Below are 24,044 nucleotides of genomic sequence, written 5' to 3'. Positions count from 1 at the left end.
CCCGATCGGCCCAGCGCTGCGCGCCGTCGGGGCGGGCGGAACCTAGCGTCGAAGCGCGAGCTCCCGCGGCCGTAAAGGAGGCGCCCGATGCGCCGTCGCACCGGTGCCATAGGCACGCTGATCGCGCTCGCCGCGATCGTGCCGATGGCCGACATCGCCCACGCCCAGGACCTGGACTGCAGCGACTTCACCTACCAGGAGGACGCGCAGACCTTCTTCGAGATGGACCGCAGTGACCCGCATCGGCTCGACGAGGACCCCGGCCCGGACGACGGCATCGCCTGCGAGGCGCTTCCCCGCCGCGGGCTGACCTCCTCCACGTCCCGCCCGGCCCCGGCCTCCCGCCCGCCCTCGCCTACCCCGAGCCGCACGCCGACGGTCTCCCCCACCCGGCCCACGCCCACACCGACGCGGACGGCGACCCCGACCCGGACCGCGACGCCGACGCCCACGCCCACCGCGACGGCGTCCCCGACGCGCACCTCCGCGGCTCCAACCCCGACCCGCGGCGTCCAGGGCGGCCTGGGCGGCACCTCGCCCGACGGCCCGACACACTGGGACGTCGGCATCGGCGCGACGTTCGTCAGCGGCGCGCTCCTGGCGACGGGGTACGTCATCCGCCGCCGGCGGACCTGACACGCGGGCGCGACTCACCACCCATGGCAGCAGCGCACCCGAAGTCCGGCGGGCCGACGCCTCCGATACCCGGCACAGCCGGCACCGCCCGAACGGGCACCCCTCACCCGCCCCGCCCGCGCAAGCGAACCCCCGCACCTACCGGACCAGCAGGTCCAGCAGCCGTTCCGTCTCCACCCCCGGGTCCGTCGTCAGGCCTGTGTGGACGGGGCCCGGCTGGACGATCGTCGAGCGGGGGGCGATCAGCCAGCGGAAGCGGCGGCCGGGGTCGTCGTGGGACGCCTGGCCCGCCGCGTCGCCGCCCGCGCAGACGCCCTCGACGGCGCGCAGCGCGGCCCGTACGCCGGCGATGTCGGCGGCGGGGTCGAGGGCGAGCAGCCGGGCCTCGTCGAGGTGGGTGCGGGCGCCGACGTAGGAGAGGGGCCGGCAGTACACCAGCACCCCCGCGTTGATGCGTTCGCCGCGTTCGATGCGCGGCACGACGTGCAGCACCGCGTACTCGTAGACGTGCAGGTCGCTCACCGGTCCCCCTCGAGGCCCTGGATGCGGTCGTGGATCCCGGCAGCGCGGGCGAGCAGCGGGCGGGCGTAGGCGCGCCGCAGGTCGTCGGGGCTGTCGAAGCCGGGTTCGCCGGCCAGCCAGACGTCGGGGACCTGGGCGGTGACCTCGGCGAGCAGGTCCTCGGTGATGCGCGGGGCGAGATCCGCCGCGGCGGCGCGGACGTCCGGGGCGGAACCGCGCAGGGCGTGGTCGGAGGCGTCGTAGGGGCGGGCGGCGGAGGCCTCGGCGCCGGGCCAGTTGTGGTGCCAGATCATGCTCGCGCCGTGGTCGATGAGCCACAGCTCACCGCGCCAACGCAGCATGTTCGGGTTGCGCCACGACCGGTCGACGTTGTTGACCAGGGCGTCGAACCAGAGGATCCGCCCGGCCTCCTCGGGGCTCACCTCGAAGGCGAGCGGGTCGAAGCCGAGCGCGCCGGAGAGGAAGTCCGTCCCGAGGTTGGTGCCGCCGCTGGACTTCAACAACTGCTGCACCTCCGGGTCGGGTTCGCCGAGCCCGAGCACCGGGTCGAGCTCGACGGTGACCAGGCGCGGCACCCGCAGCCCCAGCCGGCGGGCCAGCTCCCCGCAGACGACCTCGGCGACGAGCGTCTTGCGGCCCTGTCCGGCGCCGGTGAACTTCAGCGCGTAGGTGCCGAGGTCGTCCGCCTCGATCAGTCCGGGGAGCGAGCCGCCCTCGCGCAGCGGCGCGATGAATCGGGTCGCGATGACTTCCTTGAGCATCGCCCCAGGCTACTGGCGTGTCGCCGCACGTCGGAGGCGGCCCGGTGGCGCGCCGCCGGTGATCGACAGGTCACCGACAGCTGTGGCTTACGCCCCTCCGACCGCGCGCAGGCGAAGCTCTCGGCACTGCATGAACGGCGTGGGCCCGCCGACCGTACCTGTTTCCAGATCACGCTTCATCCCCGGAAGGGACACACCGGCATGACCGTATCGTTCCAGCCCGCATCGGGACCCGCCCGCCGCACGGTGGTGGCCGCCGCGGGGGCGGCCGGCCTCGCCGTGGCGCTGACCGCGTGCGGAGGCTCCGACGACGACGCGTCGGCCGCTCCCGCCGAGTCCGGCGGCGCGGCGGACGACACCGCGAACGGCTCCGGCTCGGGCGGGAATTCCGGTGGTGACGCCGCCGGCGGCACGCCGCTCGCCTCCACCGCCGACATCCCGGAGGGCGGCGGCAAGGTCTTCGCCGACCAGAAGGTGGTGGTCGTGCAGCCGTCGGCGGGCGAGTTCAAGGCGTACTCCGCGACCTGCACCCACCAGGGTTGCGCGGTGAAGAGCGTCTCCGACGGGCTCATCAACTGCCCCTGCCACAACAGCAACTTCTCCGTCACCGACGGCAGTGTGAACAGCGGCCCGGCGACCAAGCCGCTGCCCGAGGTGCGGATCACCGTCGACGGTGACTCCATCACTCTCGCCTGAACCGCCGGACCCGTGCACGATGGGGTGATCCGTGCACGGCACACGCACAGCACGACAGCAGAAGGGGCCGTATGACCGCCACGCAGCGCCGGGGTCGCAAGATCATGATGACGCCCGGGGAGCTGGACGACTTCCTCACCGAACAGCGCACCTGCCGGGTCGCCACGGTGTCCGCCGACGGCATGCCGCACGTGAGCACCCTGTGGTTCGTGTGGGACGGCGACTCGATGTGGCTGTACTCGGTGGTGCGCAGCAGGCGCTTCGCGGACCTGCGGCGTGACCCCCGGGTGGCGATCGTCGTGGACACGGGCGAGGAGTACGACGAGCTGCGCGGCGCGGAGCTGTCCGGACGGGTGGAGTTCGTGGGCGAGGTCCCGCGCACCGGCGAGCTGCGGGCGGAACTGGACGTGCCGGAGACGCTGTTCGCGCGGAAGAACTTCGGCCTGGACGAGATGCCGCACGACGGGCGGCACGCGTGGCTGCGGCTGACCCCGGAGAAGATCGTGTCGTGGGACTTCAGGAAGCTGGCGCGGCTGTCCTGACCGGAGCGCCGTCCTCGGGGGCGCCCCCGAAGCGCTCACCGGCCGCCCGCAGCGCCCGCACCGCCGCCCGGATCGACGGGCGGCGGTCCGCGTCGGCGCGCCAGACGACGAACACGTGCCGTCGGACGCGCTGGCGGAGCGGGACGGTCACCACCCCGGCGGGCAGCGGGTCGCGGCCCAGCACCGGGGCGATGCACACGCCGAGGCCGGCCGCGACCAGGTTGAGCTGGGTGTGGCTCTCGGCGGCGCGGTGGGCGACGATCGGCTCGACGCCCTTGGAGCGCAGGGTGAACATCAGCCACTCGTGGCAGAACTCGCCCTCGCCCCAGGTGATCCACTCGTCCTCGGCCAGCTCGGCGAGATCCACCTCCTCGCGGCCGGCGAGCGGGTGGGCGTCCGGCAGCGCGACATCGGCGGGGTCGTCGAGGAGCAGTGCCTTGACCAGCCCGTCGGGCAGCGGCATCGGCTTGTTGTACCAGTCGAGCACCACCGCGAGGTCGAGGTCGCCACGGACGACACCCCGGATGCCGTTCTCGGGCTCCATCTCCCGCGACCGCACCCGCAGCGCCGGGTGGCGTTCCCTCAGGTCGGCGAGCGCCACCGGGAACAGCCCGCGCGCGGCGGTCGGGAACGCGGAGACCCGCAACTCGCCCACGACCTGCCCGCGCTGCGCCTCCAGATCGGCCTGGGCCAGCTCCACCTGGGACAGGATGCGCGCGGCGTGCTCGGCGAGCAGCCGGCCCGCGTCCGTGAGCCGCACCCCGCGTCCGTGCTTGGCGAGGAGCCGCTGCCCCACCTCGCGCTCCAGCTTGGCCATCTGCTGCGAGACGGCCGAGGTGGTGATGTGCAGCCCTTCCGCCGCACCGCTGACCGAGCCGTGCCGGGCGAGGGCGTCGAGGGTGCGCAGGCGCTCCAGATTCAACATGTAAGCGATGCTACGAGATACCGCGTGCGATTTCTCGATTGTGCTACGAGGTAGGTCTCCCTCATCGTTACCGGCATGAGCAGCGTCACCTCGTCCACCGCCCCCGTCACCGCACCAGGCCCCGAAGGCTCCGCGCCCGCACCCGCCCGACCGCGCCTCGACTGGCGGCTGCGCTTCGCCGCCCTGTCCCTGATCTGGGGCTTCAGCTTCCTCCTCATCAAGGTCGGCACCGAGGGCTACGCCCCCTTCCAGGTCACCCTGGGCCGCCTGGCGTTCGGCACGGCCGTGCTGGCGGTGGCCATGGCGGTACGGCGGGAGGGGCTGCCGCGCGGCGCCCGCACCTGGATGCACCTGGCGGTCGCGGGTTTCCTGCTCAACGCGCTGCCGTTCTCGCTGTTCGCCTTCGCGGAACTGACCATCCCGTCCACCCTGGCCGGCATCTGCAACGCCACCTCCCCGCTGTGGGGCATGGCGCTGTCCCTGGTGGCGCTGCGCGAGGACCGGCCGACCCGGGTGCGGGTGGCGGGCCTGGGCCTCGGCTTCCTCGGGGTGCTGACCGTGCTGGGGGCCTGGCAGGGCTTCCACGGCCTGGACGCACGCGGTACGGGTCTGGCCCTGCTCGCCTCGCTGAGCTATCCCGTCGGCTGGATCTACGTCCGCCGCACCCTCGCCGGCAGCAGCGCGTCGCACCTGTCCCTGACCGGCGGGCAATTGCTGCTCGCGACGGTGCAACTGGCGGTGGTGACCCCGCTGTTCACCTCGGTGCCGTCGGGCCTGGCGGTCGGCCCGCTGCTCGCGATCGCGGCCCTGGGCACGCTGGGCACGGGGCTGGCGGTCCTCGTCCAGTACGGCATCGTCGCCGAGGTCGGCCCGACGACCGGCCAGATGGTCACCTACTTCGTCCCCGTGATCGCCGCGGCGGCGGGCATCCTGCTGCTGGGCGAGACACTGACATGGTCGACACCGGTCGGGGCGGCGGTGGTACTGGCGGGGGCGGCACTGACCCAGGTGAAGCCGAAGCGGGCGGGCTAACCGGACGCGCCGCCCCGGACCCGAGCGGGGGGCCACTGGGCGCACCCGGCCCGGCCGGCCGCGGCAGTCAGACGAACTGACTCGCGTGCGCAGCGTCCCTCACGCGTACGTTCGCCTGTCTCCCTCCCTCGGCCGGACCGCTGCCGCGATCGCCTCGGACAGGGGTTCGATCTCCGCGTTCGTGAGGGTGGAGACGGTGACGCGGATGCCCGGGGGCGTGTTCAGGCGGAAGCGTGCTCCGGGGGCCACCGCCCAGCCGGCGTGGAGCAGTCGGGCGACCGCCCCGGTCTCGTCGGGGACCGGCACCCACAGGTTCATGCCGGTGCGCCCCCGCGCCACGACCCCGCGGCGGCGCAGCGCCGCGGCCAGCGCGTCCCGGCGCTTCCCGTAGCGCGCCGCCACGTCCGCCGGGTCCACCGCGCCGTCGGCCCACAGTCGCGCCACCGCTCGCTGGAGGGTCAGGCTGACCCAGCCGGGCCCGAGCCGCTGCCGTCCGCGTACCCGGTCGAGGGTGAGCGGGTCGCCGGTGAGGACCGCGAGGCGCAGGTCGGGACCGTACGCCTTGGCGGCCGAGCGGGAGAAGGCCCAGCGGTGGGTGACGCCCGCGAGGGGGTGCAGCGGCAGGTCGACGATGTGGTGACCGTGGTCGTCCTCGATCACGAGCGTCTCGGGGTGGTCGGCGAGCACCGCCCGCAGCGCCTCCGCCCGCCCTGCGGTCAGCGCGGCGCCCGTCGGGTTCTGGGCGCGGTCGGTGACGATCAGTGCCCGCGCGCCTCCCGCCAGCGCCTTGCGCACGTCGTCCGGCAGCGGCCCCTCGTCGTCCACGGCCACCGGCACGGTCCGCAGACCGAGCGCCGGCACCAGGTCCAGCAGACTTCCCCACCCCGGGTCCTCGACCACCACCGCGTCACCCGGCCGCAGATGCGCGGCGAGCACCCGCTCCACCGCGTCGAGCGCGCCCGAGGTGACGGCGACCGGCCCCTCGGGCACCCCGTCGGCGTCCAGTCCGGCCCGTGCGAGCCGCTCCAGCCCGGGGTCCACCGGCGCGTGCCCGTACAGCACGGGCTCCTTGTCGCCCTGCGCCGCGGCCGCCGCGAACGCCCCGGCCAGCGAGGGCAGCAGCGCGGGGTCCGGGTTGCCGTCGGACAGGTCGCGCACGCCCGGCGGAGCCTCCACGCGGATCATCTCGCGCGCGGTGGTGGCCGGCTTGGGCCTCACCCGGCTGCCCCGCCGGCCCGACGTCTCGATGACCCCGCGCTCGCGCAGGGTCCGGTACGCGGCGGCCACGGTGTTCGGGTTCACCCCGAGCCGTTCCGCCAACTCCCGCATGGGGGGCAGGAGTTCGCCCGGTTGCAGGGCACCCTCCCCCACCGCCCGCTCGATGCTCGCGGAAATCTCCGCTGCGCGCCGCCCACTGATCCGATACTCTCCTAGCACAAACCATATTATGCACTAGTGCAATGGAGTTGGCCATGCAGGGGCCCCAGCGACCGCAGCAGCGACCCGACACCGCCTACACGCCCACCGAGCGCACCGTCCCCACCCGCGCCCCCCAGCGCGCGTCGTACGACAAGGACCTGGTGCACGCGATACTCGACGAGGGCTACGTCTGCCACCTCGGCTTCGTCCGGGACGGCGCCCCCGTCGTCCTGCCCACGCTCTACGGCCGCGTCGGCGAGGTCCTCTACGTCCACGGCTCCACCGGCTCACGCCCCCTGCGCACGGCCGGACGATCCGACCAGGGGCTCCCGGTGTGCGTCACGGTCACCCACGTCGACGGCCTGGTGCTGGCCCGCTCCGCGTTCCACCACTCGATCAACTACCGCTCCGTGGTGGTGCACGGCACGGCGCACGACGTGACCGACGCAGAGGAGAAGCGGCAGGCGCTCGACGCGCTCGTCGACCACGTCGTACCAGGCCGCAGCGCCGACTCCCGCCCGGCCGACAAGAAGGAACTGGCCGCCACGGCCGTACTCCGCATCCGCCTGGACGAGGTCTCCGCCAAGGCGCGCACGGGGGGCGTCAACGACGAGCCCGAGGACCTGTCCCTGCCGCACTGGGCGGGCGTCCTCCCGGTCCGCACCGCCTACGGGGCTCCCGAACCGTCCCCGGACCTGACCCCCGGCACGGAGGTCCCCGGCTACCTGACGGCACTCTGATGCTGATCCACCCCTGGGACGCACCCCGCGACGACACGTGGCAACGGTGGCTCGCCACCCACGACTTCGGCCAGCTCGCGGTCAACGGCCCGCCCGGAGAGCCGCCGTTCGTCCAGCCCCTGCACTTCGCCTACGACGCCGAACGCGGCGAGGCGGTCACCCACCTCGCCCGCCCCAACCCGCTCTGGCCCGCGGTCGAGTCCGCCCCGGACGTCCTGCTGAGCGTGGTCGACGACTACGCGTTCGTCCCCGGCCCCTGGCAGGCGGAACCGGGCACACCGCCCGAACACGGCGTCCCGACGAGCCTGTACGCGGCGGTGCAGCTCCGCTGCCGCGCCCACGTCGTGGACGACCCGGCGGAGAAGGCGGCCCTGCTGAACCGCCAGGTCGGCCACTTCCAGCCGGAGGGCGGCTCCGCACGCGCCGCGGCCGGCGAGACGCCATACGGCAGGCTGCTGTCCGGCATCCGGGGCCTGCGCCTGGAAGTGACCGGGGTGCGGGCGAAGTTCAAGTACGCGGGCAAACGATCCCAGGCGGTCCGCGACCGCATCGCGGCCGCTCTCGAGGACCGAGGTCAGGCTCGGGACGCCGCCGCCCGGGGGCACGTCCTGCGGACGGGGCCGACGGCCGGTTGAGCGGACGCGGGGGGGCGGAGAGGGGGTACGTCCGCACGGGCGCGCGCGGGCAGCGCGGGCACGTTCGCACGGACGCGGCGGGGTACCTCAGCGCGGACACGGGGGTGCAGCGCGGGTAGGCCAGCACAGACGCGGGGGCGCGGCGGGGACCTCAGCACGGACGCGCGAGTGCGGCGCGGAAACCCAGCACAGACGTGGGGGCGCGGCGGGGACCTCAGCACGGACGCGCGAGTGCGGCGCGGGTAAGTCAGCACGGACGTGGAGGGCCCGTCCGGCGCCCAGGTCGGCGGTGCGCGCTGCCTCCCGCCGGACCCGGGGCGCCGACCGGCTCTCAGACCGACGCCCTCGTTCCCCGGCCGTGCCGCCCGGCCCGGTCACGCGGCCGTCGCACGCACTCCCCGTCGACGTGACGCCCGCGCCCGCGCCCGGTGGGAGCCGGCCGGTGCTGCGGTGCTGCGCGCGACGAGCAAGTACACCGGCCACCGGTCAGTGGCCCCAACGGGCATGCGTCGTCGACGCGAATCCTCCGGGCCGACGGATCGCGGACGCGCAAGGTCTCCTGAGACCGATCCCGGCACCCCCGGACCGCTGGCTCGCGCGCCGGGACACAGCCATATGAACCCCTCCGGCGAGCGGGCACGACTGCCGCGCAGGCCGGCTCCCAGCGAGCCCGCACCGACGAAGCCGCGCCCGCCGCCCGGTCGTGAAGAGCCTCCTCGCCACCGGCCGCCCCGACCGACCAAGCCCCACCCGGCGCCCAAGGGTCCCCCGCCAACCCACCGAGACCCCCTCACCTCACACCGGAACGGCCTCCCCTCGCGCCCTCCGGGCGGCCCTCGCGTCCCGGGCCTCCCCCACCGCCAGGCCCGCCACCGAGCCCAGCATCAGCAGGGTGCCGATCAGCGTGGCCACGGTGAGGCGTTCGCCGAGCAGGGCCACGGCCAGCACCGCCGCGCTGACCGGTTCGAGCAGCATGATCACGGAGACGGTCGCCGACCGGACGACCGCGGCGCCCGCGAAGTAGAGGCCGTAGGCCAGCGCGGTCGGCACCGTGGCGACGTAGGCGAGCAGGAGCAGCAGGGTGCCGGGCGCGTCGGTGTGCGGCATCAGCCCCTCCACCGCGGCGAACGGCAGGAGCACCAGGCTGGTGACGGCGAACGCCGCGACCGTCGCGCCGGAGGAGTCGGTGCCGCCGTCGCGCCCCCACCAGCGGGTGAGCAGGGTCATCGCGGAGTAGCCGGCCGCGGACAGCAGGGCGAGCAGGACACCCGCCGGGTCCACCATCGCGTCCCCTCCCCCGAGAACGAGCACCACGAGCCCGGTCAGCGCGCCCGCGACGGACGCGAGCCCGCCGCGTCCCAGTCGCTCGCCCATGGTGAGCCGGGCGCCGACGGCGATCAGCACGGGCCCCGCGCCCAGGGTGACGACGGTGGCCACGGCGAGCCCCGTCGCCGACACGGCGGCGAAGTAGGCCGTCTGGAACACCGCGAGTCCGGCGCCGGTGGCCGTCGCCCGCGCGACCCGGCGGCGCAGCGGCGCCGGAGCGGCGGAGGCGCGGGAGCGCCCGGACAGCAGGCGCGCCGCGTACAGCACGGCCAGTCCGAGGGCGCACCGCCAGAAGGACAGGGCAACCGGGCCCATGTCACTGGTGCGGTACACCAGCGAGGCCGCGGCGCCCGCGGTGCCCCAGGCGGCACCGGCGACGACGAGGTAGATCAGGCCACGCCCTACGGGCAGGCCGGAGACATGGTTCGACACGTGTTCTCTCTCCGCAGAGGCGCGCACCACGCGTCGGCGTGGGCGCGGAAGTTCGGAAGGGAGCCCGGCTCAGGCCCGGACGGGGCCGAGGGACCGGGGTCCGCGGACTTCGTCTGCGGGCAGCACCGCGACGCCCGGCACGCTGCCGGGCGTATGCGCCGTAACGCCCGCCTCAGGCGGCCGGCGGCGGAAGAACACGTGCGTGCGTATGCATGATCAGTACCCTAAGCGGTGGTTCCGGGAGTGGACAACTCCCGTTCGGGACCGCCGCTCGCGACGGGTTCCTCGGGGGTCTTCGCCGGGGCGGAGGACTGGGCGATGAGGGCGCCGACGAGGACGACCACACCGCCGACGATCTGCGGCGCCGACAGATGCTCGCCGAGCAGCACCCAGGCGAGGACGGTGGCGATGACCGCCTCCAGACAGGCGACGACGCCCGCGACCTGCGGGGAGAGTCTGCGCACCGACAGCACGCCGGTGACGTACGCGGCGACGGTGGCGACGAGGACGATCCACCCCAGGAGCAGGAAGGCGGCGACGGGCGTGCCGTCCATCGCCGCGGTGCCGGTGAGTACGGACCAGTCCATGGACCAGGGCCGCGCGACCACGGTGAGCACGGCGGCGCCGATCAGCAGCCCGTACGCGATGACGCCGAGCGGGTCGGGGGACTCCTCGCTGTCGCTGCCCTGGTCGGACAGGACGAAGTAGCCGACCTGGCAGCAGGCGGCGCCGAGCGCGAGGGCGAGCCCGAGGGCGTCGAAGCCGAGCCCCGCCCACACCTCGACGACGCACGCCAGGCCGCCCACCGCGAGCACCACGCCGACGGCGGCGGCCCGCGTCACCGGCCGCCGCTGCACGAACCGCACCCAGCCGAGGACGAGCGCGGGCGCCAGGTACTCGACGAGCAGGGCGACGCCGACGGGGATGCGGGAGATGGCGGCGAAGTAGCAGGCCTGCACGCCGGCCACGGCGAAGAGCCCGAACCCGGCGAGCAGCGCGGGCCGCCGCCTGAGCAGCGCGCGGTGGCGTACGGCGAGCGGCAGCATGACGAGCGCGGCGCCCGCCACCCGCAGCCACACGACGTGCAGCGGGTCGAGCCCGGCCTCGATCAACGGCTTGGCCGCCACACCGGATCCGCCGAAGGCCACGGCGGACACCAGCGCGAGGGTGAGCCCGACGCCCTTGGGGTGAGTCTTGAACACCGCCACATGATGCCACCCGCCGACAGCACCGTCACCCCTCAAGACACCTGACGGAAAACCCTCTCAGGGGCGCGGGGAACTGCGCAAAAAAGGGGGGCCCGGGGGGCGAAGCCCCCCGAGGGACGGGAAGGGAAGGGGCGGAGGGGGCGAAGAAGACCAGGCTCGCAGCACCCCGCTCACCCCCCAGCCCTCGCATCCACCCCCCGCACCACCTCCCCCGGCTCCACCCCGGCCCGCCGCACCACCTCGACAGCCCGAGCCCGCGGCTCGGCGACAAGCGCCGCCAGCAGATCGGTCCCCCGCACCGCCCCGTCCCCCCGCCGGGCAGCCCGCTCCCGAGCCCGCTCCACGCACACCGCCGCCAACGGGGAGAACCCGGTCGCCCCCTCCACGACCGGCAGCCCGCCCGAGTCCTCGACGCTCCCCTGCCACCTCAGCCCGTACCCGATGCTCCGCTGCACCAGATAGCCGAGCAGCCGCGCCACCGTGGCCCCCTCGCCGAACGCGGCCCGTACCTCGGGGTCGGACTCGAGCAGGGAGTGCAGCAGATGGGCGGTGTCGATGTGACGGTCGCCGCCCCGGACCACCCTGCGCCGGGCGCCGGCCACGACCTCCGCCAGTTCCGGGCCGAGCCCGGCGTCGTCGTCCGCGCCGCGGGCGGCCTGCGCCTGGGGCCACTGGGCCTGCTGCCGGGGGATACGGGATCGCACATCGCTCACCCCATCAGTCCCGGCAGCCCGGCACATCGGCGGCGGGACGCATCTTGCCGTCCCGCGAAAAGTGGACATCGCGTGGCGAAATCTCCTCCTTCCGAACGAGATCAGGGCGCACACGCCCAAGGGGCGCACGCCACACGGCGCACGCCCCTCAGTCCCCCACCGACCGCCGAAGGCCGGCTCAGTGCTCGTCGGCGAGGATCAGATACAGCTTCTTACGGGCCTCGTTGATGACCGCGAGGGCCTTCTCCCGCTGTTCCTTGCTCCCCGTCTTCCAGACCTGCCCGAAGGCCTCCATCAGACCGAACCCGGCCTGCCGGATCTCGGTCAGCGCCTCCCAGTCGACCCCGCGCGAGGCCTCCTCCCAGGGGGCCTCGGGTCCGTCCTCGGCTGCCGTGCGGCCGGCCTCGGTGAGGGAGAACAGCTTCTTGCCGCCCTCGGACTCGCTGACGATCAGGCCCTCGTCCTCCAGCAGTTGGAGGGTGGGGTAGACCGAGCCGGGGCTGGGCTTCCACGCCCCGCCGCTGCGTTCGGCGATCTCCTGGATCATCTCGTAGCCGTGCATCGGGCGGTCCTTCAGCAGGGCCAGGATCGACGCGCGGACGTCACCGCGCCGCGCCCTCCCCCTGGGCCCGCCGCGTCCTCGGCCGCCCCAGGGGCCGCCGTGACCGAATCCGGGACCCCAGGGGCCGCCGGGCCCTCCCGGACCGCCGGGACCGAAGGGACCGAAGGCCGCGCGCAGGCGCTCGAAGTCGCCCCGTCCACCGCCTCGCGGACCACCATGCCCGTGTCCATGACCGTGTCCGTGCTCATGACCGTAGCCACGCATCGCCACCACTCCATTCCATCGTTGATCTATTGCGATACTTCAACGATATATCGGAACCGATCGCGCGACAAGACGCTCGGTCCCGCCCCTTACGGTCGGGGCATGCGGATCCGAATCGTCGACGCCTTCACCGACCGTCCCTTCACCGGCAACCCGGCCGGAGTGATGCTGCTCGATGCCTTCCCGGAGGACTCCTGGCTGCAGAACGTCGCTCTGGAGATCAACCACGCCGAGACGGCCTTCGCCCACCCGCTGCCCGAGGGCGGCGAGGCCGACTGGGCACTGCGCTGGTTCACGCCTGCCACCGAGGTCGCCATGTGCGGCCACGCCACACTCGCCACCGCGCACGTCCTGCACACCACCGGCGCCCACAAGGGCCCGGTGCGGTTCGCCACCCGCAGCGGCGTGCTGGTCGCGGAGACCGCCGAGGACGGCACCGTCACCCTGGACTTCCCCACGGCCCCGCTCAGCGCCGTCGACGTGCCCGAGGGTGTCGCAGAAGCGCTCGGCGCACCCGTCCTGGCGGCGTTCGACACCGGCCCCTACGTCGGCGACCTGGTGGTCGAGCTGGCCGACGAGCGGGCCGTGCGCGCCCTGCGCCCCGACCACAAGGCACTGACGACGCACTCGGAGCGCGGCATCATCGCCACCGCCCGCGCCGAGGACCCGGCGGCCGGATACGACTTCGTCTCGCGGTGCTTCTTCCCGAACGTCGGCATCGACGAGGACGCGGTCACCGGCAGCGCGCACACCGCGCTGGCCCCGCTCTGGTCGCAGCGCCTCGGCCGCGCCGCCCTCACCGGCCTCCAGGCCTCGCCCCGCTCCGGGCTCGTCCGTACCGAGGTGCGCGGCGCCCGCACCCTGCTGGGCGGCCGCGCGGTGACGGTCGTCGAGGGCGAGCTGCTGGTCTGAGCCCCGCCCCCGTCATGACGAAGGGGACCGGACCACCGGCCCCCTTCGTCTCACGCGGTCGGCAGCCAGCCGACCTTCCCCGCCAGCAGCGCGTACCCGACGAACGCGCCGATGTCGAGCAGCGTGTGCGCGGCCACCAGCGGTCCGACGCGCCCCCAGCGGCGGTACAGGTACACGAAGACCACGCCCATGACCATGTTGCCGATGAAGCCGCCGATGCCCTGGTACAGGTGGTACGACCCGCGCAGCACCGCACTGCCCGCCATCGAGGCGGTGGGCGACCAGCCGAGCTGGTCGAGCCTGCGCAGCAGGTAGCCGACGACGACGACCTCCTCGAGGATCGAGTTCTGCGCGGCCGACAGGATCAGCACGGGGTACTTCCACCACACCTCGGGCAGTGCCTCCGGCACCACGGTGAGGTTGAAGCCGAGCGCGCGCACGGCGAGGTAGAAGGCGATGCCGCTGCTGCCGATGACCGCCGCGATCGCCGCGCCGCGGCCGAGGTCGGACCAGGGGCGGGTGCGGTCGAAGCCGAGGGTGCGCAGTCCGGCGCCCTCGCGCAGCAGCAGGTGCGCGACCAGGGCCACCGGCACCAGCGCGGTGGTGATGCCGAACAGCTGCCAGGCGAGGTCCAGCCAGGGGCGGCCCGGCGCGGCCGAGGCGTTGAGGGTGGCCGCCTGGTCCTTCAGTCCGCCCGGCCTGGTGACCGAGCCGATGAAGCTGATCAGCGCCGACACTCCGCTCGCGCCGAGCGACAGCGCGAGGACGAGCAGTGTCTCGTCGCGCAGCGTCCTCCGCGAGAGGGTCCGCTCCGGATACGCATCGGCCCCCGGGCCCGCCGCCTCCGCCTGCACACCTGCCTCCACATCACCGATCGGTCCGATCAGTATGAAGGCAGTACCTGTGCGGCGGACTGCGAGTCCCGGGGGCCGATCAGCTCCTCCCTGGCTCCGGTCAGGCCGTCGTCGGCACCGGTTCCGGCAGCCCGACCGGCCAGGTGTGGACGGGCTCGCCCCGCTTGGTCAGGTCGCGGTAGCGGCGGGTGGTGGCCGCCAGCGCCTCCTCCCGGCCGAGTCCGGCGTCCAGCGCCCGGTGGAAGGTGGCGGCCTGCCAGGACGCGCCGTTCACCCGGCGCCGGCAGCGCTCCTCGATCACCCCGAGGTACCGGTCCCGGTCGGCGGGTTCGATCCCCCAGGCGTCCAGCCCGGCCTCGGCGAGCGGCAGCAGCTCCTCCCGTACGAGGGTGACCGCGTCCACCTCGCCCAGGCCGCCGAGGCGTCCGCGCCGGGGCCAGGTGAAGCGGGCGTCGATGCCGTCCTTGCAGGCGGCGTCGAAGTTGGCGGCGGCGGCCTCGAACGGCAGCCGGCTCCACACCGGGCGGCTGTCCTCGGCGAGGGCGCGGACGAGTCCGTAGTAGAAGGCCGCGTTCGCGATCACGTCGGTCACCGTGGGCCCGGCGGGCAGCACACGGTTCTCCACCCGCAGGTGGGGAACGCCGTCGGCGACGTCGTAGACGGGCCGGTTCCAGCGGTAGACGGTGCCGTTGTGCAGGACGAGTTCGGAGAGCGCGGGGACGCCCCCGCGGTCCAGCACCTGGAGCGGGTCCTCCTCGTCGCAGATGGGCAGCAGGGCCGGGAAGTAGCGCAGGTTCTCCTCGAAGAGGTCGAACGCCGAGGTCACCCAGCGCTCCCCGAACCAGGTGCGCGGCCGCACGCCCTGTGCCTGCAGCTCGGGCGGGCGGGTGTCGGTGGACTGCTGGAACAGCGGCGGCCGGGACTCGCGCCACAGCTCACGGCCGAACAGGAAGGGCGAGTTGGCGCCGACCGCGATCTGCGCGGCGGCGACCGCCTGCGCCGCGTTCCACACGTCGGGGAAGCGTTCCGGCGTGACCTGGAGGTGCAGCTGCACCGAGGTGCAGGCGGCCTCCGGGGCGATCGACTTGGAGGTGCACCTGAGATGCTCCACGCCGTCGATGTCGAGGGTGAAGTCCTCGCCGCGCGCGGCCACGATCTGATCGTTGAGCAGCGCGTAGCGGTCGACGGCGGAAAGGTTGGAGGAGACGAGGTCGTCGCGGTCGAGGGTCGGCAGGATGCCGATCATCACGATGCCCGCGTCCACCTCCCGGGCCTTGCGGTCGGCGTAGGAGAGCGAGGTGCGCAGTTCCTCGTCCAGCCGGTCGAATACCCTTCCGCCCAGCCGGTGGGGGGCGATGTTCACTTCCAGATTGAACATCGCGAGTTCCGTTTGGAAGTCCCGGCTCGCGATGCGTTCGAGGACTTGCGCATTCAACATTTTCGGCATGCCGTCGGCGCCCGCGAGATTCAGTTCGATCTCCAGCCCCATCAGGTTCCTGGGGCGGTCGAACCGCTTCTCCGCCAGGAGTCGCTCCAGGCCTGTCAGGCACCTGCGGAGCTTCTCGCGGTAGCGCTGGCGATCGGACAGGTCGAACTGACCTGCCACGACCTTTTCCCCCATCGAAGCGTCCCTCCTCGGATGGCGTACCGAAGATCGGCCGCCGGGGTCCCGGTCCACAAGCAAGGATGCCCCGCGGATGCGATCGATAACGCCCCGGAGCCGTGTGGCGCCCGCTACTCTGGTCGAGGTGTCCAGTGGCACATTCACGGGGCAATACGCGAGAACGCGTATCACGGCGCCGTTGCGAACTCGTGAAAAACGCCGACCGGAATGGGCCGACCGCTCGGCGGTCATTCTCCGAGGTCAGTGCGGTGAACCCTTTGAGAAATCGCCATCTTTTTCGCATATCGCCGACCGGAAATACCCTTGCCGGGGCCGCCGGGGACAGCTAGACGAAACATAGTCTCAACCCGTGTCGTATAAACTCCCTTCACAAGGCAGAACCAGGTTGGCGCCCACGGTCGAGTGATCCAGCCGTGAGACGGCGTGCGGCTCTCCTCACCCCCGTCTCCCGCTCAGACCCTCCGGGCCCCTGCCTCTCTGACCTTCGCGAGCTGACAGCGCCGTCCGCACCGCCACGCCCCGCCCTCGCGCCACTGTGCCTTCGAATGAGAGGCGACCCACCATGCCGCTGCACGTACCCCCGGCTCCCGCGCCCGCACTGCGTTCCGTCCTGACGGCGCTCTCGTCACCGACCGCCGTGCGGGACGCCCGAACTCCCTCGCTGCTCCGCGCACAAGGGCCCGCCTCGGCCGAACTCCCGCTGCCCGTGCACGTCCTCGACCGGGTCACCGCCGACGGCGAGACCTCGACGACGCTCGCCGGATGGCGCTTCCTGATCCACACCGGCGACCGCGCGGTGGCCGCCGCCGACACCGTGCTCACCGCCGACGGCTGGGCCTTCTCCCGCTTCTTCGAGGGCCCGTACATCGCGTCGACCGAGCTGGCCCTGCGCCAGGCGGAGACGATGACGCAGCCCTACCAGCCCCGTCTGCTGTCCGTGCCCGGCCTGTACATGCTGGCGCTCTGGCTGCACGGCGACACCGAGGCGGACGGTGCCGCCGGCGGCCCGGCCGCCACCGACCTCCTGGTGCCGCTCGCGCCCGCCCCGCCCGGCATCGCCGCCCACCGGCCGCACCAGGTCACCGAACTGCTCCCGGTGCTCACCCACCGCGTCACGCCCACCCGGCTGCTCGGCTCACCCGCCTGACCCGCCCGCTTCCCCGCACCCCATCGCCCCACCGGGCGGCGGGGTGCGGGTGCGTCGGGTGACAGGACGTGCACATGTACGGACTAGTCCTGTCCGGCCACTGCGAACCACCCGAAAGGACAGTGCAGTTGGGCTGAACCGTCCGCGTGGGTGACGCGTCATGAACCTGTGAGGAGCGGTGCCGCGAAATGCCTGCGGATCCTCGTCCGCGGGGCAACACTGGATCCCGACCGACTCATCACCACGGGGGGCGGCCATGAACGACGCTTCACGCCGCGCAACTGACACGACAGCCCACACACAGGTCATCACAGAGCGAAAGAACCCACCCATGTGCCAGCACCAGCCACCGTGCCCCTCAGCCGACTCCGCCGACCGGGAATCCGCCCGTCTCGTGGCGCACCACCCGGAGCAGGGCTGGAGCCTGCTGTGCAACGGTGTCGTGCTCTTCGAGGACACCGGTGAACTGCTGCCCGACGGCAGCATCATCGCCCCGCAGCGGGCCCGGGACGTCACGCTGACGCCCGCCTGAGCACGGCCGGGCGGAACGGGGCCGCCCGGAGCATCACAGGGGCCGGACCGCTGGACGACGCCTCCGCGACCCGGCCCCGAAGCGCAAGCACGGCTCCTCACCCACCGTGGCCCGACGGAAGGACACGGTGACGGTCGACGCGCTCCCGAGGACGCCCTCGTGGCGCCCGGCGACTTCCGTCCCGAGTCAGGGCACGCGGCCTGCCACACCCTGCTCGACCTGCCCGAACCGCCCGCCGCGATCTTCGCCGCCGGTGACCGGATGGCGCGCGGGGCCGTCGAGGCACTGCGCGGCCGAAGGCTACGGGTGCCGCAGAACATGACCGCCGTCGGCTTCGACGACCTGCGGGAGGCGACACGCGTCGCGCCTTATCGTGACCGGCATGCAGTCCTACACGATCGGTCAGGCAGCGCGGCTGCTCGGCGTCAGCCCCGACACCGCACGCCGCTGGGCGGACGCCGGACGCCTCACCACCCGTCGCGACGACGCGGGACACCGGGTGGTCGACGGCCGTGACCTGGCGGCGTTCTCCGTCGAACTGGCCAAGTCGGCCACACCCGAGGAGGACACTCCGTACACCTCGGCCCGCAACGCGTTCCCGGGCATCGTCACGGCGATCAAGCTCGGTGACGTCGCCGCCCAGGTGGAGATCCAGGCGGGCCCCCACCGTCTGGTATCGCTGCTCACGCGGGAGGCGGTCGAGGAACTGGGCCTGGAGGTCGGGGTGGAGGCCACAGCCCGGGTGAAGTCGACAAACGTCCATATCGACCGAACCTGAGTGCGCCTTTGTCGAGTCGCACATGCGAGCTTGCAACGCGTCAAGTCCTCGCTCGTACGAAGAGACAGGTGCAGTCTGCCTCGCAGATGCGTCATGATGGGGCAACGCGCGGGGTGAGCCTCCCCGCGCGTTGCCCGCCGCCGCGAGGGAGTTCACCGGATGATCCGTTCCGCCCGCCGCCTGGCCGCGCTCGTGCTCCTCGCCTCCCTCGGGCTCGGCGCCTGCTCCGCGTCGGACGGCGACGACGGCAGCTCCGGCGGCACCGTGACCGTCTTCGCCGCCGCCTCGCTGAAGGAGAGCTTCACGGAGCTGGGCGAGCGCTTCGAGGAGGAACACCCGGGCATCGAGGTGACCTTCAACTTCAACGGCAGCGACTCCTTGGCCGCCGGCATCGTGGGCGGCGCCCCCGCCGACGTCTTCGCCGCCGCCAGCCCCTCCACGATGGCGCGCGTGACGGACGAGAAGCTCACGGCGGACGCCCCGGTCACCTTCGCCCGCAACCGCCTGGCCATCGCCACGGCCCCCGGCAACCCGCACGGCATCGGCTCCCTGGAGGACCTGGCCACCCCCGGCCTCAAGGTCGTGCTCTGCGACGCGACCGTCCCCTGCGGCGCAGCCGCCCGCAAGGCCCTCGCGGCGGCCGGGACCGACGTCACGCCCGCCTCCTACGAGCAGGACGTGAAGAGCGCCCTGACCAAGGTGCGGCTCGGCGAGGCGGACGCCGCCGTCGTGTACCGCACGGATGTGAGGGCGGCCGGTGACACAGTGGAGGGCGTGGACTTCCCGGAGGCCGCGCAGGCCGTCAACGACTACCCGATCGCCCGGCTCGAGAACGCCCCCGACGCCCCGGCCGCGGACGCCTTCGTCGCGTTCGTGACATCCCCCGAGGGGCGGAAGGTGCTCGGGAAGGCCGGTTTCCTCGCCCCGTGACCAGCACCGCCCAGGACACCCTCGGCAAGGCCCGTCGCCCCCGCGCCCCCGGCCGCGGTGTCCCGCTCGCCCTCCTCGCGCCCGCCCTGATCGGTCTGGCGTTCCTCCTGGTGCCCCTGTTGGCCCTCGTCGTCCGGGCGCCCTGGAGCGATCTGCCCGAACAGCTGACCAGCCCCGCCGTGTGGGACGCGCTGCGCCTGTCGCTGGTCTGCGCGACCACCGCGACCGCGCTGAGCCTGGTCGTCGGCGTACCGCTGGCCTGGCTGCTGGCCCGCACCGACTTCCCCGGACGGAGCCTGGTGCGCGCCCTGGTGACGCTGCCGCTGGTGCTGCCGCCGGTGGTCGGCGGTGTCGCCCTGCTGCTGGCGCTGGGCCGCAACGGCGTCGTGGGCCGGTGGCTGGACGAGTGGTTCGGCGTCACCCTGCCGTTCACCACCGCCGGCGTCGTCCTCGCGGAGACCTTCGTCGCGCTGCCGTTCCTGGTGATCAGCGTCGAGGGCACGCTGCGGGCCGCCGACCCGCGGTTCGAGGAGGCCGCGGCCACCCTGGGCGCGTCCCGCTTCACCGCGTTCCGCCGGGTCACCCTGCCGCTGATCGCCCCGGGCGTCGCGGCGGGCGCCGTACTGGCCTGGGCCCGCGCGCTCGGCGAGTTCGGCGCGACGATCACCTTCGCCGGCAACTTCCCGGGCCGCACCCAGACCATGCCGCTCGCGGTCTACCTCGCCCTGCAGAACGACCCGGCCGCCGCGATCGCCCTCAGCCTCGTGCTGCTCGCGGTGTCCGTGGCCGTGCTGGCGGGGCTGCGGGACCGCTGGACGAGAGCCGTCTGACCCCATGACGACACACCCGGCACCCGAGGGCCTGGACGCCCACCTCGTCGTCGAACGCGGCTCCTTCCGCCTCGACGTCACGCTCACGGCCGCCCCCGGTGACGTGGTCGCCCTGCTCGGCCCCAACGGGGCGGGCAAGACCACCGCCCTGAGGGCCCTGGCGGGACTCGCGCCCCTCACCGACGGCCGTCTACGCCTGGACGGCACCGACCTCGCCCGCACCCCGCCCGAGTCCCGTCCGGTGGGCGTCGTCTTCCAGGACTACCTGCTCTTCCCGCATCTCACCGCCCTCGACAACGTGGCGTTCGGCCCGCGCTGCCGCGGCGCCGGCAGGAGCGAGGCCCGTACGCGGGCCGCCGCGTGGCTGGAGCGGATGGGGCTGGCCGAGTACACGGGCGCCAAGCCCAAGCGTCTCTCCGGCGGCCAGGCCCAGCGCGTGGCGCTCGCCCGCGCCCTGGCCACCGACCCGCGCCTGCTGCTCCTGGACGAGCCCCTCGCCGCCCTCGACGCCCGCACCCGTCTCGAGGTCCGGGCACAACTGCGCCGCCACCTGGCCGACTTCGAGGCCGTCGCGGTCCTGGTGACGCACGACCCGCTGGACGCGATGGTGCTGGCCGACCGGCTCGTCGTCGTGGAGCACGGCCGCGTGGTGCAGGAGGGCGCCCCCGCCGACATCGCCCGCCACCCGCGCACCGAGTACATCGCCCAGCTCGTCGGCCTGAACCTGTACCGCGGGCGGGCGGACGGCCACACCGTACGGCTCGACGCGGGACCGGAGGTGAGCACCACGGAGAACCTGTCGGGGCCCGCGTTCGTCGCGTTCCCGCCCGGCGCGGTCACCCTGTACCGGGACCGGCCCACCGGCTCCAGCGCGCGCAACCTGTGGCGCTGCGAGGTGGCGGGGCTGGAGAGCCACGGTGACCAGATCCGCGTGGAGCTGACGGGCGACCTGTCCCTGGCCGCCGACCTCACCGCCGTCGCCGTGGCGGAACTGGGCCTGCACCCCGGCTCAGCCGTCTGGGCGGCGGTGAAGGCCACGCAGACGCACGCCTACCCCGCCTGACACGCCCACGGACACGCGGAGGGGCCCCGCCCGGATCGCCCGGGCGGGGCCCCTTCACTTCCGCGGGGGTCAGTCCTCGTACGCGTCCAGCGGCGGGCAGGAGCAGACCAGGTTGCGGTCGCCGTAGGCCTGGTCGATGCGGCGCACCGGCGGCCAGTACTTGTCGGCGGCGTTCACCTCGCCGGGGAACACGGCCTCCTCGCGGGTGTAGGCGTGCGCCCACTCCCCGCCGAGCACGGACGCCGTGTGCGGGGCGTTGCGCAGCGGGTTGTCGTCGGCGGGCCACTCCCCGGCGCCGACCTTCTCGATCTCGGCGCGGATGGCGATCATCGCCTCGCAGAACCGGTCGAGCTCGATGAGGTCCTCGGACTCGGTGGGCTCGATCATCAGCGTGCCGGCCACCGGGAAGGACATCGTCGGCGCGTGGAAGCCGTAGTCGATGAGGCGCTTGGCCACGTCGTCGACGGTCACGCCGGTCGCCTTGGTGAGCGGGCGCAGGTCGATGATGCACTCGTGCGCGACGAGCCCGCCGGGGCCGGTGTAGAGCACCGGGTAGTGCGGCTCGAGGCGCTTGGCGATGTAGTTGGCGCTGAGCACGGCCACCTGCGTGGCGCGCTTCAGGCCCTCGCCGCCCATGAGGCGGACGTACGCCCAGGAGATGGGCAGGATGCCCGCCGAGCCCCACGGGGCGGCCGAGATGGGGCCGACACCCGTCTCCGGTCCGGCCTCCGGCTGCAGCGGGTGGTTCGGCAGGTACGGGGCGAGGTGGGCGCGGACGCCGACCGGGCCGACGCCGGGGCCGCCGCCGCCGTGCGGGATGCAGAACGTCTTGTGCAGGTTCAGGTGCGAGACGTCGCCGCCGAAGTGGCCGGGCTTGGCCAGGCCGACCAGGGCGTTGAGGTTGGCGCCGTCGACGTACACCTGGCCGCCGGCCTCGTGCACCTGGGCGCAGATGTCGGCGACGTGCTCCTCGAAGACGCCGTGCGTCGACGGGTAGGTGATCATCAGCACGGCCAGCTCGTCGCGGTGCTGCTCGATCTTGGCGCGCAGGTCCTCGACGTCGACCTCGCCGTTCTCGGCGGTCTTGACGACGACGACCTTCATGCCGGCCATCACGGCGGACGCGGCGTTGGTGCCGTGCGCGGAGGACGGGATGAGGCAGACGGTGCGCTGCTCGTCGCCGTTGGCGCGGTGGTAGCCGCGGACGGCGAGCAGGCCGGCCAGCTCGCCCTGGGAGCCGGCGTTGGGCTGGAGGGACACCTTGTCGTAGCCGGTGACCTCGGCGAGACGTTCCTCCAGCTCGCGGATGAGCGTGAGGTAGCCCTCGGCCTGCTCGGCCGGGACGAACGGGTGCAGTTGGCCGAACTCGGGCCAGGTGACCGGCTCCATCTCGGTGGTCGCGTTGAGCTTCATGGTGCAGGAGCCCAGCGGGATCATGCCGCGGTCCAGCGCGTAGTCGCGGTCGGCGAGGCGGCGCAGGTAGCGCAGCATGGCCGTCTCGGAGCGGTGCTGGTGGAAGACCGGGTGGGTGAGGTAGTCGTCGGTGCGCAGCAGCGCGTCCGGCAGGGCGTCCTCCCGCGCGGCGGCGTCCAGGGACTCGACGTCGGCCTCGACGCCGAAGGCGCGCCACACGGCGGCGAGCTGGTCGCGGGTGGTGGTCTCGTCGCAGGCGACGGAGACGGTGTCGGCGTCGACGAGGCGCAGGTTGACGCCGTTGTCGCGGGCGGCGGCGACGACCTCGGCGGCCCGGCCGGCGACCCGCACGGTGAGGGTGTCGAAGAAGGAGCCGTGGACGACCTCCGCGCCGCCGGAGCGCAGGCCCTCGGCGAGGATCGCGGCGTAGCGGTGGGTGCGGCGGGCGATGGTCCGCAGGCCCTCGGGGCCGTGGTAGACGGCGTACATGCCGGCCATGACGGCGAGCAGCACCTGCGCGGTGCAGATGTTGCTGGTGGCCTTCTCACGGCGGATGTGCTGCTCACGCGTCTGCAGCGCCAGGCGGTACGCCTTGTGGCCGTCGGCGTCGACGGAGACGCCCACGAGGCGGCCGGGCAGGCTGCGGGCCATCTTGTCCTGGACGGCCATGTAGCCGGCGTGCGGTCCGCCGAAGCCCATGGGGACGCCGAAGCGCTGCGTGGTGCCCACCGCGATGTCCGCGCCCAGCTCGCCGGGGGACTTCAGCAGGGTGAGGGCGAGCAGGTCGGCGGCGACGGTGACGAGCGCGCCGCGCTCGTGCGCCTGGTCGATGACGGGCTTGATGTCGCGGACGGCGCCGGACGCGCCCGGGTACTGGATCAGGACGCCGTTGATGTCACGGCCGTCGAGGTCGGCGGGGATGCCGTCGCTCAGGTCGGCGACGACCACCTCGACGCCGGTCGGCTCGGCACGCGTCTCGATCACGGCGATCGTCTGCGGCAGGGCGTCCGCGTCGACCAGGAACAGGCCCTTCTTGTTCTTGCCCATGCGCCGGGACAGCGCCATCGCCTCGGCGGCGGCGGTGCCCTCGTCCAGCAGGGAGGCGCCGGAGGTCGGCAGACCGGTGAGCTCGGCGACCATCGTCTGGAAGTTCAGCAGCGCCTCGAGCCGGCCCTGCGAGATCTCCGGCTGGTACGGCGTGTAGGCCGTGTACCAGGCGGGGTTCTCCATGACGTTGCGCAGGATGACCGGCGGGGTGAACGTGCCGTAGTAGCCCAGGCCGATCATGGAGCCGAGGACCTGGTTGCGGTCGGCGAGGCCGCGCAGTTCGGCGAGCACCTCGGCCTCGCTGCGGGCGCCGGGCAGGTCCAGCGCGTCGGCGTTCTTGATGACGTCGGGCACGGCGGCGGCGGTCAGCTCGTCGAGCGAGCCGTAGCCCACCTGGGCCAGCATCTTCGCCCGGGCCTCGTGGTCGGGGCCGATGTGGCGCTGCTCGAAGGGGATTCCCTGTTCGAGCTCGGAGAGCGGGGTACGGGGGGCAGTCATTGA

General features: G+C 73.5%; 25 protein-coding genes. 14 read left to right on the top strand and 11 right to left on the bottom strand.

Annotated elements, in window-relative coordinates; translation table 11 throughout:
* The first annotated feature begins 87 nt into the window (after positions 1-87).
* On the top strand, positions 88-636 hold the full coding sequence (locus ACQZOG_RS12015) for an excalibur calcium-binding domain-containing protein (protein WP_033276903.1): 549 nt from the start codon (positions 88-90) through the stop codon (positions 634-636).
* 138 nt (positions 637-774) lie between these two features.
* Here ACQZOG_RS12015 and ACQZOG_RS12010 read toward each other — a convergent pair whose 3' ends face one another.
* Together ACQZOG_RS12010 and ACQZOG_RS12005 are read right to left on the bottom strand one after the other, a co-directional pair.
* The gene (locus ACQZOG_RS12010; RefSeq protein WP_033276902.1) at positions 775-1,158 is read right to left on the bottom strand and encodes a DUF3037 domain-containing protein; all 384 of its coding nucleotides are present in this window, start codon (positions 1,156-1,158) and stop codon (positions 775-777) included.
* Positions 1,155-1,919 carry a HipA family kinase gene (locus tag ACQZOG_RS12005; protein WP_351030726.1) on the bottom strand — a complete coding sequence of 255 codons (765 nt, stop codon included), beginning with the start codon at positions 1,917-1,919 and terminating at the stop codon, positions 1,155-1,157. The genes ACQZOG_RS12010 and ACQZOG_RS12005 overlap by 4 nt, the downstream gene beginning before the upstream one ends.
* A gap of 201 nt (positions 1,920-2,120) precedes the next feature.
* On the opposite strand from ACQZOG_RS12005, the gene ACQZOG_RS12000 reads away from it, so the two are divergent.
* Together ACQZOG_RS12000 and ACQZOG_RS11995 are read left to right on the top strand one after the other, a co-directional pair.
* Positions 2,121-2,615 carry a Rieske (2Fe-2S) protein gene (locus tag ACQZOG_RS12000; protein ID WP_033276900.1) on the top strand — a complete coding sequence of 165 codons (495 nt, stop codon included), beginning with the start codon at positions 2,121-2,123 and terminating at the stop codon, positions 2,613-2,615.
* A gap of 71 nt (positions 2,616-2,686) precedes the next feature.
* Positions 2,687-3,157, top strand: a complete 471-nt coding sequence (locus ACQZOG_RS11995; protein WP_033276899.1) for a pyridoxamine 5'-phosphate oxidase family protein — start codon at positions 2,687-2,689, stop codon at positions 3,155-3,157.
* On the opposite strand, the gene ACQZOG_RS11990 is transcribed toward ACQZOG_RS11995, so the two are convergent.
* Positions 3,132-4,082 (bottom strand): LysR family transcriptional regulator, encoded by a 951-nt coding sequence (locus tag ACQZOG_RS11990; protein ID WP_351030730.1) that lies wholly within the window; start codon positions 4,080-4,082, stop codon positions 3,132-3,134. The two genes, ACQZOG_RS11995 and ACQZOG_RS11990, sit on opposite strands and share 26 nt — an antisense overlap.
* A gap of 75 nt (positions 4,083-4,157) precedes the next feature.
* Here ACQZOG_RS11990 and ACQZOG_RS11985 point away from each other — a divergent pair, with 75 nt between their 5' ends.
* Positions 4,158-5,114 carry a DMT family transporter gene (locus ACQZOG_RS11985; RefSeq protein WP_037638472.1) on the top strand — a complete coding sequence of 319 codons (957 nt, stop codon included), beginning with the start codon at positions 4,158-4,160 and terminating at the stop codon, positions 5,112-5,114.
* Between the two features lie 99 nt (positions 5,115-5,213).
* Here the strand turns inward: ACQZOG_RS11985 and ACQZOG_RS11980 are convergent, their stop codons facing one another.
* Positions 5,214-6,551 (bottom strand): aminotransferase class I/II-fold pyridoxal phosphate-dependent enzyme, encoded by a 1,338-nt coding sequence (locus tag ACQZOG_RS11980; protein WP_193456298.1) that lies wholly within the window; start codon positions 6,549-6,551, stop codon positions 5,214-5,216.
* Between the two features lie 35 nt (positions 6,552-6,586).
* Between ACQZOG_RS11980 and ACQZOG_RS11975 the strand changes: the two genes are divergently transcribed.
* Together ACQZOG_RS11975 and ACQZOG_RS11970 are read left to right on the top strand one after the other, a co-directional pair.
* Positions 6,587-7,273 (top strand): pyridoxamine 5'-phosphate oxidase family protein, encoded by a 687-nt coding sequence (locus ACQZOG_RS11975; protein WP_430741491.1) that lies wholly within the window; start codon positions 6,587-6,589, stop codon positions 7,271-7,273.
* A complete protein-coding gene (locus ACQZOG_RS11970; RefSeq protein ID WP_033276895.1) occupies positions 7,273-7,908 on the top strand; it encodes an FMN-binding negative transcriptional regulator in 636 nt (211 codons plus the stop codon). Before ACQZOG_RS11975 ends, ACQZOG_RS11970 begins: the two co-directional genes overlap by 1 nt.
* Before the next feature lie 795 nt (positions 7,909-8,703).
* On the opposite strand, the gene ACQZOG_RS11965 is transcribed toward ACQZOG_RS11970, so the two are convergent.
* From ACQZOG_RS11965 to ACQZOG_RS11950, 4 genes are all read right to left on the bottom strand, one after another.
* Entirely contained in the window at positions 8,704-9,666 is a 963-nt protein-coding gene (locus ACQZOG_RS11965; RefSeq protein WP_430741490.1) for a DMT family transporter, read from the bottom strand.
* A gap of 224 nt (positions 9,667-9,890) precedes the next feature.
* A complete protein-coding gene (locus tag ACQZOG_RS11960; RefSeq protein WP_193456294.1) occupies positions 9,891-10,874 on the bottom strand; it encodes an EamA family transporter in 984 nt (327 codons plus the stop codon).
* Between the two features lie 170 nt (positions 10,875-11,044).
* The gene (locus ACQZOG_RS11955; RefSeq protein WP_430741872.1) at positions 11,045-11,578 is read right to left on the bottom strand and encodes a Clp protease N-terminal domain-containing protein; all 534 of its coding nucleotides are present in this window, start codon (positions 11,576-11,578) and stop codon (positions 11,045-11,047) included.
* 187 nt (positions 11,579-11,765) lie between these two features.
* Positions 11,766-12,413: a PadR family transcriptional regulator gene (locus ACQZOG_RS11950; RefSeq protein ID WP_084207107.1), complete on the bottom strand. Its 648-nt coding sequence runs from the start codon at positions 12,411-12,413 to the stop codon at positions 11,766-11,768.
* A 102-nt stretch (positions 12,414-12,515) separates the two neighbouring features.
* Here ACQZOG_RS11950 and ACQZOG_RS11945 point away from each other — a divergent pair, with 102 nt between their 5' ends.
* Positions 12,516-13,325, top strand: coding sequence for a PhzF family phenazine biosynthesis protein (locus ACQZOG_RS11945; protein ID WP_193456292.1), 810 nt, complete (start codon positions 12,516-12,518; stop codon positions 13,323-13,325).
* Positions 13,326-13,375: 50 nt separating this feature from the next.
* Here ACQZOG_RS11945 and ACQZOG_RS11940 read toward each other — a convergent pair whose 3' ends face one another.
* Together ACQZOG_RS11940 and ACQZOG_RS11935 are read right to left on the bottom strand one after the other, a co-directional pair.
* A complete protein-coding gene (locus ACQZOG_RS11940) occupies positions 13,376-14,179 on the bottom strand; it encodes a CPBP family intramembrane glutamic endopeptidase (protein WP_037638492.1) in 804 nt (267 codons plus the stop codon).
* 100 nt (positions 14,180-14,279) lie between these two features.
* Entirely contained in the window at positions 14,280-15,800 is a 1,521-nt protein-coding gene (locus ACQZOG_RS11935) for a glutamate--cysteine ligase (protein ID WP_430741489.1), read from the bottom strand.
* Between the two features lie 565 nt (positions 15,801-16,365).
* On the opposite strand from ACQZOG_RS11935, the gene ACQZOG_RS11930 reads away from it, so the two are divergent.
* The 7 genes from ACQZOG_RS11930 (at position 16,366) to ACQZOG_RS11900 (ending at position 21,083) form a co-directional block, all read left to right on the top strand.
* Positions 16,366-16,950, top strand: a complete 585-nt coding sequence (locus ACQZOG_RS11930) for a hypothetical protein (RefSeq protein ID WP_380826427.1) — start codon at positions 16,366-16,368, stop codon at positions 16,948-16,950.
* Between the two features lie 331 nt (positions 16,951-17,281).
* Complete coding sequence (locus ACQZOG_RS11925; RefSeq protein ID WP_033278085.1) at positions 17,282-17,482, top strand: DUF5999 family protein; 201 nt, start codon at positions 17,282-17,284, stop codon at positions 17,480-17,482.
* A 159-nt stretch (positions 17,483-17,641) separates the two neighbouring features.
* Complete coding sequence (locus ACQZOG_RS11920; protein ID WP_382004295.1) at positions 17,642-17,998, top strand: substrate-binding domain-containing protein; 357 nt, start codon at positions 17,642-17,644, stop codon at positions 17,996-17,998.
* Entirely contained in the window at positions 17,880-18,260 is a 381-nt protein-coding gene (locus ACQZOG_RS11915) for a TOBE domain-containing protein (RefSeq protein ID WP_261676247.1), read from the top strand. The genes ACQZOG_RS11920 and ACQZOG_RS11915 overlap by 119 nt, the downstream gene beginning before the upstream one ends.
* Before the next feature lie 159 nt (positions 18,261-18,419).
* Positions 18,420-19,190, top strand: a complete 771-nt coding sequence (gene modA, locus ACQZOG_RS11910; protein ID WP_193456291.1) for a molybdate ABC transporter substrate-binding protein — start codon at positions 18,420-18,422, stop codon at positions 19,188-19,190.
* Positions 19,187-20,020, top strand: coding sequence for an ABC transporter permease (locus ACQZOG_RS11905; RefSeq protein ID WP_193456290.1), 834 nt, complete (start codon positions 19,187-19,189; stop codon positions 20,018-20,020). The genes modA and ACQZOG_RS11905 overlap by 4 nt, the downstream gene beginning before the upstream one ends.
* 4 nt (positions 20,021-20,024) lie before the next feature.
* On the top strand, positions 20,025-21,083 hold the full coding sequence (locus ACQZOG_RS11900) for an ABC transporter ATP-binding protein (protein ID WP_033278089.1): 1,059 nt from the start codon (positions 20,025-20,027) through the stop codon (positions 21,081-21,083).
* A 69-nt stretch (positions 21,084-21,152) separates the two neighbouring features.
* Here the strand turns inward: ACQZOG_RS11900 and gcvP are convergent, their stop codons facing one another.
* Positions 21,153-24,041 carry an aminomethyl-transferring glycine dehydrogenase gene (gene gcvP / locus ACQZOG_RS11895; protein WP_037638501.1) on the bottom strand — a complete coding sequence of 963 codons (2,889 nt, stop codon included), beginning with the start codon at positions 24,039-24,041 and terminating at the stop codon, positions 21,153-21,155.
* Positions 24,042-24,044: the final 3 nt, after the last annotated feature.

The sequence above is a fragment of the Streptomyces sp. P13-3-3 genome, from assembly GCF_050571355.1.
In the GTDB taxonomy this organism is placed as follows: domain Bacteria; phylum Actinomycetota; class Actinomycetes; order Streptomycetales; family Streptomycetaceae; genus Streptomyces; species Streptomyces althioticus.
Note: the sequence above shows the minus strand (reverse complement) of the source record. Positions and strands in the feature narration are given on the sequence as shown.

Excerpts from the sequence above, each read along its gene's own strand:
- ACQZOG_RS11945 (WP_193456292.1), top strand. The coding sequence starts at position 12,516 with ATGCGGATCCGAATCGTCGACGCCTTCACCGACCGTCCCTTCACCGGC.
- ACQZOG_RS12015 (WP_033276903.1), top strand. The coding sequence starts at position 88 with ATGCGCCGTCGCACCGGTGCCATAGGCACGCTGATCGCGCTCGCCGCG.
- ACQZOG_RS11925 (WP_033278085.1), top strand. The coding sequence starts at position 17,282 with ATGTGCCAGCACCAGCCACCGTGCCCCTCAGCCGACTCCGCCGACCGG.
- ACQZOG_RS11985 (WP_037638472.1), top strand. The coding sequence starts at position 4,158 with ATGAGCAGCGTCACCTCGTCCACCGCCCCCGTCACCGCACCAGGCCCC.
- modA (WP_193456291.1), top strand. The coding sequence starts at position 18,420 with ATGATCCGTTCCGCCCGCCGCCTGGCCGCGCTCGTGCTCCTCGCCTCC.
- ACQZOG_RS11935 (WP_430741489.1), bottom strand. The coding sequence starts at position 15,800 with ATGGGGGAAAAGGTCGTGGCAGGTCAGTTCGACCTGTCCGATCGCCAG.
- gcvP (WP_037638501.1), bottom strand. The coding sequence starts at position 24,041 with ATGACTGCCCCCCGTACCCCGCTCTCCGAGCTCGAACAGGGAATCCCC.
- ACQZOG_RS11900 (WP_033278089.1), top strand. The coding sequence starts at position 20,025 with ATGACGACACACCCGGCACCCGAGGGCCTGGACGCCCACCTCGTCGTC.
- ACQZOG_RS11930 (WP_380826427.1), top strand. The coding sequence starts at position 16,366 with ATGCCGCTGCACGTACCCCCGGCTCCCGCGCCCGCACTGCGTTCCGTC.
- ACQZOG_RS11970 (WP_033276895.1), top strand. The coding sequence starts at position 7,273 with ATGCTGATCCACCCCTGGGACGCACCCCGCGACGACACGTGGCAACGG.
- ACQZOG_RS11975 (WP_430741491.1), top strand. The coding sequence starts at position 6,587 with ATGCAGGGGCCCCAGCGACCGCAGCAGCGACCCGACACCGCCTACACG.
- ACQZOG_RS11990 (WP_351030730.1), bottom strand. The coding sequence starts at position 4,082 with ATGTTGAATCTGGAGCGCCTGCGCACCCTCGACGCCCTCGCCCGGCAC.
- ACQZOG_RS11950 (WP_084207107.1), bottom strand. The coding sequence starts at position 12,413 with ATGCGTGGCTACGGTCATGAGCACGGACACGGTCATGGACACGGGCAT.
- ACQZOG_RS12005 (WP_351030726.1), bottom strand. The coding sequence starts at position 1,919 with ATGCTCAAGGAAGTCATCGCGACCCGATTCATCGCGCCGCTGCGCGAG.
- ACQZOG_RS12000 (WP_033276900.1), top strand. The coding sequence starts at position 2,121 with ATGACCGTATCGTTCCAGCCCGCATCGGGACCCGCCCGCCGCACGGTG.
- ACQZOG_RS11995 (WP_033276899.1), top strand. The coding sequence starts at position 2,687 with ATGACCGCCACGCAGCGCCGGGGTCGCAAGATCATGATGACGCCCGGG.